General features: G+C 71.4%; 16 protein-coding genes and 1 pseudogene. 9 read left to right on the top strand and 8 right to left on the bottom strand.

Going from position 1 to position 12,497, the window contains the following annotated elements; translation table 11 throughout:
* Window positions 1-813 (bottom strand): 13E12 repeat family protein (locus KY469_21090; GenBank protein MBW3665599.1); only part of this gene is annotated, 813 nt, incomplete at its 3' end.
* Between the two features lie 113 nt (window positions 814-926).
* Here KY469_21090 and KY469_21095 point away from each other — a divergent pair.
* The gene (locus KY469_21095; protein ID MBW3665600.1) at window positions 927-1,280 is read left to right on the top strand and encodes a nuclear transport factor 2 family protein; all 354 of its coding nucleotides are present in this window, start codon (window positions 927-929) and stop codon (window positions 1,278-1,280) included.
* A 73-nt stretch (window positions 1,281-1,353) separates the two neighbouring features.
* Here KY469_21095 and KY469_21100 read toward each other — a convergent pair whose 3' ends face one another.
* Entirely contained in the window at window positions 1,354-2,451 is a 1,098-nt protein-coding gene (locus KY469_21100) for a helix-turn-helix domain-containing protein (protein ID MBW3665601.1), read from the bottom strand.
* Window positions 2,452-2,523: 72 nt separating this feature from the next.
* Between KY469_21100 and KY469_21105 the strand changes: the two genes are divergently transcribed.
* Both KY469_21105 and KY469_21110 read left to right on the top strand, forming a co-directional pair.
* Window positions 2,524-2,946, top strand: coding sequence for a hypothetical protein (locus KY469_21105; protein ID MBW3665602.1), 423 nt, complete (start codon window positions 2,524-2,526; stop codon window positions 2,944-2,946).
* An 84-nt stretch (window positions 2,947-3,030) separates the two neighbouring features.
* Window positions 3,031-3,630 (top strand): SDR family NAD(P)-dependent oxidoreductase, encoded by a 600-nt coding sequence (locus tag KY469_21110; GenBank protein ID MBW3665603.1) that lies wholly within the window; start codon window positions 3,031-3,033, stop codon window positions 3,628-3,630.
* 18 nt (window positions 3,631-3,648) lie between these two features.
* Here the strand turns inward: KY469_21110 and KY469_21115 are convergent, their stop codons facing one another.
* The 4 genes from KY469_21115 to KY469_21130 form a co-directional block, all read right to left on the bottom strand.
* Window positions 3,649-3,822, bottom strand: coding sequence for a hypothetical protein (locus KY469_21115; GenBank protein MBW3665604.1), 174 nt, complete (start codon window positions 3,820-3,822; stop codon window positions 3,649-3,651).
* A gap of 267 nt (window positions 3,823-4,089) precedes the next feature.
* Window positions 4,090-4,236 carry a hypothetical protein gene (locus KY469_21120; GenBank protein ID MBW3665605.1) on the bottom strand — a complete coding sequence of 49 codons (147 nt, stop codon included), beginning with the start codon at window positions 4,234-4,236 and terminating at the stop codon, window positions 4,090-4,092.
* Window positions 4,237-4,360: 124 nt separating this feature from the next.
* The gene (locus tag KY469_21125; protein MBW3665606.1) at window positions 4,361-4,549 is read right to left on the bottom strand and encodes a BBE domain-containing protein; all 189 of its coding nucleotides are present in this window, start codon (window positions 4,547-4,549) and stop codon (window positions 4,361-4,363) included.
* A 67-nt stretch (window positions 4,550-4,616) separates the two neighbouring features.
* Window positions 4,617-5,105, bottom strand: a complete 489-nt coding sequence (locus tag KY469_21130; protein ID MBW3665607.1) for a hypothetical protein — start codon at window positions 5,103-5,105, stop codon at window positions 4,617-4,619.
* Window positions 5,106-5,613: 508 nt separating this feature from the next.
* Between KY469_21130 and KY469_21135 the strand changes: the two genes are divergently transcribed.
* The 5 genes from KY469_21135 (at window position 5,614) to KY469_21155 (ending at window position 10,958) form a co-directional block, all read left to right on the top strand.
* The gene (locus KY469_21135; protein ID MBW3665608.1) at window positions 5,614-7,803 is read left to right on the top strand and encodes a hypothetical protein; all 2,190 of its coding nucleotides are present in this window, start codon (window positions 5,614-5,616) and stop codon (window positions 7,801-7,803) included.
* A 91-nt stretch (window positions 7,804-7,894) separates the two neighbouring features.
* Window positions 7,895-8,584 (top strand): response regulator transcription factor, encoded by a 690-nt coding sequence (locus KY469_21140; GenBank protein ID MBW3665609.1) that lies wholly within the window; start codon window positions 7,895-7,897, stop codon window positions 8,582-8,584.
* Window positions 8,581-9,828: a HAMP domain-containing histidine kinase gene (locus KY469_21145; GenBank protein MBW3665610.1), complete on the top strand. Its 1,248-nt coding sequence runs from the start codon at window positions 8,581-8,583 to the stop codon at window positions 9,826-9,828. Before KY469_21140 ends, KY469_21145 begins: the two co-directional genes overlap by 4 nt.
* A gap of 137 nt (window positions 9,829-9,965) precedes the next feature.
* On the top strand, window positions 9,966-10,322 hold the full coding sequence (locus KY469_21150; GenBank protein MBW3665611.1) for a hypothetical protein: 357 nt from the start codon (window positions 9,966-9,968) through the stop codon (window positions 10,320-10,322).
* Between the two features lie 90 nt (window positions 10,323-10,412).
* The gene (locus tag KY469_21155; protein MBW3665612.1) at window positions 10,413-10,958 is read left to right on the top strand and encodes a hypothetical protein; all 546 of its coding nucleotides are present in this window, start codon (window positions 10,413-10,415) and stop codon (window positions 10,956-10,958) included.
* Between the two features lie 40 nt (window positions 10,959-10,998).
* On the opposite strand, the pseudogene KY469_21160 reads toward KY469_21155, so the two are convergent.
* Window positions 10,999-11,422 (bottom strand): annotated as a pseudogene (locus tag KY469_21160) (VapC toxin family PIN domain ribonuclease).
* On the opposite strand from KY469_21160, the gene KY469_21165 reads away from it, so the two are divergent.
* Window positions 11,421-11,606 (top strand): hypothetical protein, encoded by a 186-nt coding sequence (locus tag KY469_21165; GenBank protein MBW3665613.1) that lies wholly within the window; start codon window positions 11,421-11,423, stop codon window positions 11,604-11,606. The pseudogene KY469_21160 and the gene KY469_21165 overlap by 2 nt on opposite strands.
* A gap of 31 nt (window positions 11,607-11,637) precedes the next feature.
* On the opposite strand, the gene KY469_21170 is transcribed toward KY469_21165, so the two are convergent.
* Complete coding sequence (locus tag KY469_21170) at window positions 11,638-12,312, bottom strand: TetR/AcrR family transcriptional regulator (GenBank protein ID MBW3665614.1); 675 nt, start codon at window positions 12,310-12,312, stop codon at window positions 11,638-11,640.
* Between the last annotated feature and the right edge of the window lie 185 nt (window positions 12,313-12,497).

Below are 12,497 nucleotides of genomic sequence, written 5' to 3' on the forward strand. Positions count from 1 at the left end.
GATGATCATCGCCTGGGTGGGTAGCCCGCGCGAGTGGGGGAAGCCGGGGGTGCCCATGGCGATGTCGGCGAGTTCGCCGAGGGCGTCGTGGAGGCGTTGGGGGTAGCTGCGGCGCTGATCCTCGGGCACGTCGTCACCGTCGGGACCGGTGAGGGGCTCGAGGGCGGACTGCAGCTGGTTGGCGACCTCGGGCGTGAACAGCCCTTCGCCGTGGATCATCCCGTCGCGGCGCTCGACGAACCGGAACCGGCGGCGGGCGAGCTGGTCCTGGGCGGTGCTCTGCCCGCGGTCCTTGGACTGCTGCATCGCGCGTCGGCGGGCGAGCCGGGCGGTCTGCTCGGGGGTGTGCTCGCGCGCGTAGGCGACCAGCTCGTCGACCAGCGCGTCGGCCTGCTCGTCCTCGACGGTGCCCGCGGCGCGGCCGATGACGCGGACGTGGTCGGGGGAGATCTCGCCCGCCTCGGCCGCCTCGGCGACCGGCTCGTGAGCCTCGACCGTCTTGGCGACGGCGGCGTCCTTGGCGGCCACGTCACCGTCGACCCCCAGCTGGCCGCTCAGCCACTTGCTGTGGCGCTCGGCCCCGCTGGAGTTGCGGGTCTCGCTCGCGGCGATCCAGCGTGCCCGGACGGTCCCCAGGACGTTGGTGGCGCGTTGGATGCGCTTGAGCCCCTCGGGCAGCTCGTCGGGGTGGATCAGCAGCGGATCGGTCGTGGCCAGCGCTGCGAGCTGACGATCGAGCGCGTCGAGGTCCGGCACCGGTGTGGCGGTGTCGGAGGCGGGGCCGTAGGCCCGCATCGTGTCGGCGCTTCCCATCCCGGTCGCAGTCTCCCAGCGCGATAGAACAAAAGTACCGAACATCTATTTGTCCGTCAAGCACTTCGCCCGAGAAGTTGTGGAACGTGCGAACAGCGCGCTACGAATGCGCCATGACGAACGCGGATGTGGAGTCCTGGCTGGAGCGATACCTGGTGGCGTGGGAGACCAACGACCCTGACGACATCCGCGGCTTGTTCACCGAGGACGCGCGCTACTTCACCGCCCCGTTCCGCGAGCCGTGGATCGGACACGATGGCATCGTCGAGGGCTGGCTGAGCCGCCCAGAGGACCCGGCCACATGGAGCTTCACCTCAGAGGTCGTCGGCCTGATCGGTGACCTCGCCGTCGTTCGTGGCCGCACCACCTACGCGACCGGCCCTGACTACAGCAACCTCTGGCTCATCGAGCTCGCCGCTGATGGTCGCTGCGCCGTCTTCACCGAGTGGTGGATGTCGATCGAGTGACGTTGCTCGGCCGAGGTTCCGGCCACCGGATCCTGCCGGAGGGGCGGTCGCCGGCGGTTCGGGTCGCGGCAGCTCAGGCGGCGCGTCGGAAGCGTCGCCGGTAGGCGGTGGGGCTGACGCCGACGGCCTCACGCAGGCGCATGCGGAGGTTGGCGGCGGTGCCGAGCCCGCTGCGTGCCGCGACGGCGTCGACGGTCAGGTCGGTGGTCTCGAGCAGCTGACGGGCCCGGGCGACGCGCTGGGAGGTGAGCCACTGGTGGGGGGTGGTCCCGGTGGCCTCGGAGAACCTCCGGGCGAAGGTGCGTTCGCTCATGGCCGCACGGGTCGCCATGTCGGCGACCTCGAGCGGTTCGTGGAGGTGCTCGACGATCCAATCCAGCAGTTCCCCGAACGGGGTTCCGCCAGGCGGGACGGGGGGCACGATCGTGTACTGCGCCTGTCCGCCGTCGCGATGCGGCGGGACGACCGTGCGACGCGCCACCAGGTCGGCCGCGTCCGCCCCGTAGTCGGTCCGCACGATGTGCAGGGCCAGGTCCAGTCCCGCTGCCGAGCCCGCGGACGTGAGCACGTCGCCCTCGTCCACGTACAGCACGTCGGGTACCACCTCGACCCGGGGGTAGCGGGTCCGGAACGCGTCGATGTACATCCAGTGGGTGGTGGCGCGGCGCCCGTCGAGCAGCCCGGCCTCGGCGAGAAGGAACGCCCCCGAGCAGAACGACACCATCCGCGCGCCGTTGCTCGCGGCCTGACGCAGCGCGTCGAGGACCGCGTCGTCCGGCAGCGCGGGCACGCGCCAGCCGCACTCCATGGACTCCGCCTCGGGGGTCTTGATCCCCATCGGCACGATGACGGTGTCCGCCGTGACGAGATCGTCGAGCCCTCGCTCGATCCGCAGCGAGAACCCGAAGTCGGTGGGCACCGTCGCTCCGGCCTCGGCGGCGCACACGCGCAGCTCGTACCAGCGGGGCTCGGGCATCGGCGCCAGGACCTCCCCCCGGCGGATGCCGAAGACCTCGCAGGCGATGGAGAACTCGAACGGGTTCATGTGAGGCAGGAACAGCACTGCCACGCTCGGCTCGTCGGTGATCGGACGGCGGCCGGCCGCGACCAGATCAGGGTCGAAGCGACCGACACGATCGCCATCCAGGGCGGTGGCAGGAAACTTTCTCATGTTGTCTATCCTGCCACTCGTGGGCGCGCGCGTCAACCGTCACGATGGGGGCTGACACGTAGGAGGATCTCGATGTCCCGCAAGCCACACCCCCTCGACACGCCGGACTTCGCACTGCTGGACCGGCTCGTCCACCGCCTGGGCGCCGACGGTCACGTCAGCGACGACGTCCGACGCGCCGTCGATTTGCTGACCGCAGCCGCGGCTCCTGAGCGTGCCGACCGGCTGGCCGTGCGACCCGGCGAGCCCCCCGCGATCGTCGAGCGCCTGGCGGTGTGGGCGCTCGCCCGCACCACCGACGCGGCCGTCGCCACCGCCACGGGGTTGCTCGACGACGCGATGCGCGAGCCGGTGACGGCGTCGGAGGACGATCGCGTGCTCTTGGGGTCGGCAGCTCAACAGCCGCAGTCGGCGGGGTCGGCCACCCCACAGCGACCCGCACCCCCGGTTGTTCGCCACGATCGCGGCCGTGCGCTCGACCCGTGCGAGGCGTGACGCCCCTGCCCCCGCTCCGTGGAGACCTGTGGTCACATGTGAGGCCAGGTCTCCACGCAGCGGAGGCTGCGCGGGTGTGTGGCGGTGAGCGGTGACGTCGGCGACGTCGCGACGGTGGACACGCTGACCGACGCGTGCACCGGCAAGGACGTCGGACTGCTCGTCGTCAACGCTGCCCGGTCGCAGGGCGGCGCGGTCCTCGAGACCAGCGAGGACGATCTCGTCGCTCAGGTGCGGGTCAACTGCGAGGCGGCGCTGCGACTGGTGCGGCGGCTGGTACCAGCGATGGTCGAGCGCGGCCGCGGGGGTGTGGTGCTGACATCCTCGCTGTCGAGCGTCGCCGCCGCCCCGTGGGTCGCCACCTACGCCGCGACGAAGAGCTTCCTCGTGCGCTTCGGTGAGTCCCTCGCCGAGGAACTGCGCCCCACGGGCGTCGACGTCACCGTCCTGATGCCGGGGCCGGTCGACACGCCCGGCTTCCGGTCCTCGCGGCCGAGGGGCGGGCCGGCCCCGATCCCGCCTCGGGTCGCGGCGTCAACAGCGCTCGACGCTCTCGGACGGCGGACCGTCGTGGTTCCCGGCGGGGCGCGCGTCGCCGCGCAGCGCGTGCTGCTGCAGCGCCTGCTCCCCGCGCGGGTCGCCAACCACATCATGGCCACCGCGCTGCGCCGCATGTACCGCTGACCGGCCGCCACGGGTGGGTCAGGAGCGGAAGGCGGCGGCGTGCTCGTCGGCGAACGCCCCGAACGTCGTTGGCTCCCGTCCGGTCAGCAGTCGCACCGAGTCGGTCACCTGGTCGGACAGGCCGTTCCTCATCGCCCCGAACAGCGCGATGAGGAAGTCGGCCAGGAACTCCGGCAGCCCCTGCTCGAGCATGGCGCTCTTGGCAGCGTCGTCGGGGACGTCGACGAACTCGATCGGTTACGCCCGCGAGCGGGGCGAACAGCTTGCCGGTCTGGCGGATCACGTCGGCGAACGTCAGCACGTTGGTCATGTAGTCCATGGGCTTGAGCACCACCGTGCGCAGACCGGAGGCGCCCAGGTGCTGCTCGATCTCCCCCTGCCACCGCGGGAAGAGCAGCGGGGAGTCCGGGGCGGCGGCCGCGCCCGACAACTTGACCACGAGGGAAGTGTCGGCGTCGCTCATGGCGTCGATCGCGTTCGACTCTCGACCTGACCGGGCACGTTGCCGCAGGCCAGGAACACGCGATCGACACCATCGAGCGCACGGTCGATGGAGGTGCGGTCGGCGAGGTCACCGACGGCGAGCTCGACACCGTCGCCGAGCACCGCAGGGCCCCGCTCAGCGATCGCGGACGAAGGCGCAGGGATGCGCCCCGTCGCTGCAGCTGCTCGACGACGTGGCGGCCGACGTTGCCGGTCGCGCCGAGGACGAGGACCGGTGTCGTCGCGTTCACGGCGTGCCTCCGTTGCTCGGCGGGATGTTGGCGTTCATGCGCAGAAAGTTCGTCGGATCGAAGCGATCCTTCAGGGCGGTCAGACGTTCCAACCGACCGCCGTACGCGGCGGCGACCCCAGCACTGCCTCGTCGGAGATGAAGTTGGCGTAGACCCCGGAGCTGAAGGGTTCGAGCCGCTTCCAGCCGTCACGGACCCAGTCCTTGTAGGTCTCACCGTTCGGATCGCTGCGCGGCCACGCGGTCGTGACGCTCAGCTCGAAGCCGGGGTCGCGGTGCCCGACGGCGGTGGTCTCCATCGGGACCCGGCTGACCGCACCCCAACGGCCCATCCGTTGATCTGCCAGAACGTCGGGGGTCGGTCGGCGATGACGCCCACCATCGTGTCGATGACATCGGATCCCAGCGCGCCGAAACGGTGGGCCTTCCCGTAGTAGCCGCGGCCGTGAGGCGCCCCGCCGTCGAGCATCGACTGCACCGCGACGTAGGGGGCGGGCCGCACGACCGCCGCGATGGGTGACCCGACCGCCTTCAGCGGGGCGACCGCCTCCTCGCCCGCGGCGAGGTCGCCCGCCCACACCGGCAGCGCGAGGATCACCGGCTCGTTGAAGCGCTCCATCGGCAGGAACGGCATCGGCGGGGCCGGCATCATCGAGATGGTGAGGCCGAGCTCGTCCGGGGCGTCGGGTGCGAACCCGTCCAGGAACGACAGCACCTCCGGCACGTCCTCGATCGGCCACACGATGGGTCCTGCCAGGACCAGAGGACCGACGGGGTGGAGCTGATACTCGAAGGTGGTGGCGATACCGAAGTTGCCTCCGCCTCCGGGCCGAGCAGCCGCGACGCGCTGGCCTTGATGCGTCGTTCGTAGTTCCCCTCGGTCTCGGCCTGCAGCCGTGCGGCACGATCGGGGTCGGGGCGCTGGCCGGTCTCCTGTTCCACCAGCAGCGCGGTCTCGTGCGCGCCTGCTCTTCGGTGGAGTCCGTCCACAGCAGGAACGCGAGGTGCTGACGCGGGGTCGGGGCGTCGCGGTGCAGCAGCAGGTACGCGAGCAGCGACTCGGCGCGGGGTGAACCCAGGAGCAGCGGGGCGTCGCCGTCCACGCGTAGGTCCAGCTCCCCCAGGAGCCGGACGCGCAGCAGCGGTGCCTCCATCCCGATCCCGCCGATCCCAGGAGAGGGATCATGGCCGGTGTAGCGAGCACGCCGCAGCCGGCAGGAACCTGCGGTCCCCGTGGCGAAGCCAGGTCCATGCGCTGGTACCTGCGGACCGTCATGGTCGTGCTCCTCGTCGTTGCCGTCGCGCTGCCTGCCGGCGCCTACCCCGCCCCGGGGCGGACGCACCGTCTCGTGCCCTCGGGTCTCGAGCCGGATCGGCCGCCGGCCGCAGAGGCCGCTGCGCTCAGTGCGGACGGTCGGTTGGTGGCCTTCACCAGCCGCGCCTCGGATCTGTGGCCCGGCGACGACAACGACCTGTTCGACGTGTTCGTGCTGGACCGGGAGAGAGGTGTGGTCGAGCTGGTCTCGGCGACCCCGGACGGGCAGCCCGCAGGCGCGTTCGCGGAGCTCGACCTGACCCCGGACGGCCGGGTCGTGGCGTACGCGAGTTGGAGCGACGAGATCGTGCCGGGCGACGTCAACGACACCTTCGACGTGTTCGTGCACGACCGCGACTCGGGCGACACGGAGCTGATCTCGGTCGCGACGGACGGCACGCCCGGCGACTGGGGATCCGACTACCCGGCCATGACGCCCGACGGCCGCTACGTGGCCTTCGCCAGCTCGGCCACGACGCTGGTGAACGACGACGGCAACGGGACGACCAGCGACGTGTTCGTGCGGGACCGCGTGGCCGGCACCACCGAGCTCGTCTCCGTCTCGAACGAGGGTGTTCAAGGCAACGGTGCGTCGATCACGCCGGCCATCAGCGCCGACGGCAGGTTCGTGGCGTTCGAGAGCGCCGCGACCAACCTCGTGGCCGACGACACCAACGGCACGGTCGACGTTCGCCTGGGCCGCGACATCTTCGTGCACGACCGGCACGAGGGGACGACGCGTCGGGTCTCGGTCGCGAGCGACGGCACCGGTTCCAACTCCTGGTCGCAGTTCGCCGACATCAGCGCGGATGGCCGGTACGTCGTCTTCCGTAGCTGGGGCACCAACCTGGTGCCACAGGACCAGAACGCCAGCCTCGACGTGTTCGTCCACGACCTCGAGCTCGGGACGACGCAGCGGGTGTCGGTCTCGAGCCAGGGCGAGGAAGGTGACGGCGGCACCTTGGCCAACCTGCCCTACGCGCGACCCGCCATCTCACCCGATGGCCGGTTCGTGGCGTTCGCGAACGAGTCGACCAACCTCGTGGCGGACGACGCCAACGGTGCGTTCGACGTTTACGTCCACGACCGGCTGCTGCGGACGACCGAGCTGGTCTCAAGTAGCCCGGAGGGCGGTAGACCAACAGAGCCGGTCTCGCGTGGCGCCGCGGGGACGGCGTCGGGTAGCTCCTCGTACCCCTCGGTCACCGCCGATGGGCGCCTGGTCGCCTTCTACAGCGGCGCCGGTGATCTCGTGCCCGACGATGCCAACGAGCAGGGTGATCTGTTCCTCCGCGAGCGCGGGCCGGCGCTCGGCGTCGGTGGCGTGACCGCGGGGCGGGCTGACGGGTCGGCTCACGTCGAGGGCTGGGCGCGCTTCGCGGGCGAGGTTGCGGTCGCCGCTACCGATCGCGATGACGACGCCGGCATCCCGGCGCGGGCGGCCGGGGCGGAGCTGACGGGGGCGTCCGTCCTGCTCCGCCCCGAGGAGGAGGACGTGCTCGTACGCATCGATGTCGCCGACCTGCCCGGCATCCGCTCACCCGAGGAGTGGGGCTACCCCACCTTCGGCGGGTTCGTGCTCTGCCCTGGCTGCTACCCACCCGGCGTCGCGGGCGCGCCAGCCGTGGTGTACGGGCTGGAGCTCGAGGCCGCCGGTGCCCGCTACGAGGTCCGCGCGACGCGGCTCCCCGACGAGCCGACCACCGAGGCGGCGTTCAGCCTGCACCGCTGCGACCCGTCCTGCGAGCGGATCGCCTCACTCCGCGGCGGGTACGGGACCACGGGCGACGAGGTCCTGATCGCGGTCCCCCGTGAGCTGCTCCCCGGAAGCGAGCTCACCGGAGCGGTGGTGTTCGCCGCGGGCGGGGCGCCGGACACCGGGGTGTTCACGCGGCTCGACGAGATCGCCCTCGGCGAGTTCGCGCTACCCGATCCGCACGTTGACCTCGCCTTGGCGGAAGCTGGGACCCGGGTCGGGGACGTCGACTTCAACGCCGAGGCCGACCTCCAGGAGGGCTGGTTCGTCGCGGACCTCAGCGCGGACCCGTCCGCCACCGACGTCTGGGTGCGTGCCTGCCTCGTCACCTGCGCCCCGCCCGTCCACCGCCCCATGCCGGCTGGGTAGGCGCTGTACCTCTCAGGTGTCAAGGATCGCCTACCGCGATGTGACCTCGATCCGTAAGGATCTCGTCAGGTTCGTGGTGTTGAATGTCGCCGTGGCGGGGAACCGGGTCCTGGTGGTCGACGATGAGCCCATCGTCCGTGAGGTGCTGGCCCGCTACCTCACCAAGGAGGGTTTCGCCGTCGAGGCCGTCGCGGACGGCGAGTCTGCGCTCGAGGCGGTGCAGCGCGAACGCCCCGACCTGATCCTGCTCGACCTGATGCTGCCGCAGATCGACGGGCTGGAGGTGTTCCGACGCCTGCGGACCCCGGACGCTCCCGCGGTGATCATGCTGACCGCGAAGGGTGCGGAGGTCGACCGCATCGTCGGCCTCGAGCTCGGCGCCGACGACTACGTGGTCAAGCCGTTCTCGCCTGCCGAGGTGGTGGCGCGGGTGCGAGCCGTGCTCCGGCGGGTCGGAACGGCCTCACCCAACGGCGATCCGGATCGGCTGGTGTTCGGTGACCTCGAGATCGATGGGACGCGCCGCGAGGTCCGGCGCGGCGGCGAGCCGCTGCGGCTGTCGCGCAAGGAGTTCGACCTGCTGCACCTGCTCGCATCCAACCCCGGGCGCGCCTTCACGCGCCTGCAGATCCTCGAGCACGTGTGGGACTTCGCCTGGGACGGCGACTCCTCCACGGTGACCGTCCACGTCCGACGCCTCCGGGAGAAGATCGAGCAAGACCCGTCCAACCCGTCCCACCTGGTCACGCTGTGGGGTGTCGGCTACCGGTTCGATCCGTGAGGTGGCGACCGCTGACGCTGGTCGTGGTCGTGACCGCGGTGGGCGCGGCGGGGACCATCGCCGTGGCCGCGGCGATGGGGATGCCGCCCCGCGACGTGGCACACATCGCGCTGTTCCTGGTCCCCGCCGCCGTCGTCACCGTTGCGTCCGCAGCCTTCGCCGGGCCGTTGCTCGCGCGGTCCCCCACACGGCACCGCTTGGTCGCGATCGGCCTGCTGGGCACCGTCGTCGCGCTGACCAACCTGGTCGTGCTGACGCGGTTCACGTTCGTCAACGACCACGATGCGAGCGTGGTCGGGGCGCTGCTCGCGTACGCGGCGGGCGCCGGCGTGGCTGCGGCCCTCGCCGTCGCGAGGACCTCGGCGGTCGCGATCGAGCGGCTGGGGGGCACGGCAGCGCGGCTCGGGGCGGGTGACCTCGATGCTCGCGTCGGCCCGCTCGACGCGGATGCCGAGCTGGCGACGCTGGCGCGCACGCTCGACGACATGGCGGGGCGGTTGCAGGCATCGCTGGCACGCGAGCGCGAGCTGGAGGCACGCCGGCGGGACCTGATCACGGCCGCATCGCACGACCTGCGCACGCCGTTGTCGAGCCTGCGGGCGATGGTCGACGCCATCGCCGACGGCGTGGTCGACGATCCGCCCAGCCTGCGGCGCTACATCACGCACATGCGTACCTCGGTGGAGTCGCTGGTCGCGCTCGTCGACGATCTCTTCGAACTCGCTCAGCTCGACGCCGGGGTCATCGAGCGCGAGACCGAGCGGGTCCTGCTCCGCGACGTCGTCCGCGACGCCGTCGCTGCGTGCGAGCCCCACGTGGCGGACAAGGCGATCAACCTCACCGAGCAGCTCAACGGGCACGACGAGCTGCTGTGCTCGCCCTACCTGGCGCGGGTGCTGCAGAACCTGCTCACCAACGCCATCCGCCACACGCCCACCGACGGCGCCGTGCGGGTGTACGCCGACACCAGCGACGTTGGCCTGCAGCTCGTGGTCGAGGACACCGGGGAGGGGATCGAGGAGGGCTCCCTCGGCCAGGTGTTCGAGCCGTTCTGGCGCGCCGACCCGGCACGCTCGTCCGACGGGGCTGGCTTGGGGCTGACACTCGCCAAGCGCATCGTCGAGAGCCTCGGCGGGCGCATCGACGCAGCGAGCGAGCCAGGCGTCGGCTCGCGGTTCGCTGTCGTCGTGCCCGCGATCGGGGAGGCGCGTCCGGTGACGTCCGGTGACCCTACGAGTTCTTAGGACTCCGTAAGGATCCGCGAAGCCATCGGTAAGGCCGGTGCTCCACGATGGTGTCGTACACAGGCGGGCGGGGAACGAGGCGCTCCGAAGCGGACGTCCCTGCGGCCGCCGTCACGACATCGACAGAGGGGATCGAGATGACCACGCAGGGACGAAGGACGCGTCGCCGCACGGCGGGGCGCCGCACGACGGTGGGGATGCTGACGCTGGCGGTGCTGGTGCTCGCCCCGGCAGGCGCTGCGCTCGCGGCGCCGCCGGAGCCCGGGAACGCCAGCTGCATGGGCTACGAGGCGTCGGCGGTGTCTCCGCCGGGGACCTCGGACGAGGCGCCCGGCGGCATGCCGAACGTCCTGTCCGACATCGACACGTTCTTCGTCGATCCGGACGGCGAGTTCCACAACCGCGGCAAGGTGATCCGCGTCTTCACCCAGCTCGGGGCGGACAGCCACGAGGCTTGTGACGAGGCGCTGATCGCGGCGTTCTTCGGGGGGTAGGGGGACGGCATGTGGGTGGCGCCGCACACCGCGTGCGGCGCCACCCACCGCCGGTCCACGAGGGGAGAACGACAAGGGGAGGCATGAGACATGCAAGGTCCGGTGCGCAGAGGGGTGTTCGGTCTGTTCGTCGTGGTCGTCGTGGTTCAGGGGGTCCACGTCGTCGAGCACGTGATCCAGCTCGTGCAGGTCTACCTGCTCGGTGTGCCGGAGGACGACGCGCTCGGCCTGCTCGGGGTGGCGTTCGAGTTCCAGGGCACCGAGGAGTGGCTGCACCTGGTGTTCAACGTCACCTTCCTGCTGGCGCTGTACGTGCTGCTGGGCTGGCTGCGGCATCTGCGTCCGCGCACCGTCCCGCGGTGGGCGTTCGTCGCGTTCGCGGTCGGGGCGGTCGGGCTCGAGAGCTGGCACGTCGTGGAGCACGCGGTCATCATCGGCAACGTGCTCCGCAACGGCGGCTGCCCGTGTCCCGGCATCGGCGACGTCGTGCTGGGCCTGACCGACACGGTCCTGCACTTCATCTACAACCTCGTCGCGTACGCGTTCACGCTGGTCCCGTTCTGGTACGTGGCCAGGCAGCGCACAGGGTGGCTGGTGGATCAGGCCACGGCGCGGGGCGAGGTCGTTCCCGGCTAGGCGCGCTCCTGGTCGCCCGAGGCCGCTGACCCGCCTCGCGTCACAACGTCAGCAGGTTGGCCTCGGTGGCATCCCGGACGGCGCTCGCCGGCACCGCACGGTCGAAGGTGACGAACCTGCCGTGACGCGAGGTCGCGAGCGCCAGCAGGTAGCAGTCGGTGACCTGGCGTGGTCCGTGGATCCGCGAGCGATCGAGCACCTGGTCGTCGAGCAGGCTCAGGTCGCAGGCCCAGAACTCGTGGTGCTCTGTGGCGCACGCGTGGGCGGCGCTCCATCGCGACCGACGGTGAGACGGGGCTGGGATACCGCGGGTGGCTGATCACGCGGACGAACCCGTTCTGCGTGCTGGCGCACGACGCCCAGCCTGCGGCGCTCTCCGTCTCGATGAACGCCCGCGCCGTCGCGTGATCGACGTGATCTGCGTCGAGCAACGCCAGCAGGACGCGCGGCCAGCGTCCACCGATGAGCGGGATCGAGCTTCTCGGCGAGCTGCCGGATCCGCAGCGTGAGGCCCTGGAGGTCGCGCTGCTGCGTCGGGAGGGGACCGGTCCACCAGCCGGAGGCGCGGACCGCCGGCTCGAGTTCCGCGCTCGCGTGCCGGGGCGGGGCGTGCGCGCCTTCGACCTCACGCGTCCGGCATCGGGGTAGGCGGTCCTGTACCTCAGAGGTCAAGAACGGCCTACCTGACGGTGCGGTCGAGCGGGGCGAGGGCCCTGAGCAGTAGGTCGGCGTAGGCCTCGCCCAGCGCCTGGCCTGACAGCCGACCGTCGGGGCGAAACCACATCGGCAGGTGGTGGACCGCCCCGAAGAAGAAGTCCACCACGAGGTCGGCGTCGACCTCGGAGGCGAACATCCCGGCGCGCTGTCCCTCGGCGACCATGTGGCGGAAGGTCTCGTGGTAGCGGCGGCGCTCCGAGCGCACGGCACGTTGCTGCGGGGGAGCCAGCAGGTGCATGCAGCGCGCGACGACGGTGAGATCGTCGAAGTTGTCCACGGTCGTCGCGATGACATCGACCGCCGCCTCCCGCAGCCGTGCGTCGATCGGGCCTTCGTCGTCGGCGAAGGCGCGGAGGCGCTCCAGCTGCATCGTCAGGATGCGGTGGTAGATCTCGTGGAGCAGGTCGTCCTTCGACGTGAAGTAGTGGTACATCGCGCCCTTGGTCACGCCCGCGGCGACCACGACCTCCTGGACCGTCGTGCGCTCGTAGCCCTGGTTGGCGAACAGGCGGGTCGCGGCGGCGACGAGACGATCCACGACCGACCCGGACGCCGGACCGGAGGGCACCGTCGGGCTCGGGTCGGTTCCGAGGCGGGGGGCCTGACGACCGCCGCGCGCCGCTGGACCCGACGCCATGCCACACCTCCCGTCTCGGCCGCTTGCCAGAGGCAGCACCCGGCCGCTACCGTACCGACCAGCCGGTATGGTAGCCGAGTCGCCGTCGGCAGATGCGCGACCGACGGCACCGGCCCCGAGCCCGGCGAGGCCGATGACCGACGACACCATGCGACGCCCGTCGCGGTGGCTGCGTGACCTCGAGG

Source organism: Actinomycetota bacterium, from assembly GCA_019347575.1.
Classification (GTDB): Bacteria; Actinomycetota; Nitriliruptoria; order Nitriliruptorales; family Nitriliruptoraceae; genus JAHWKY01.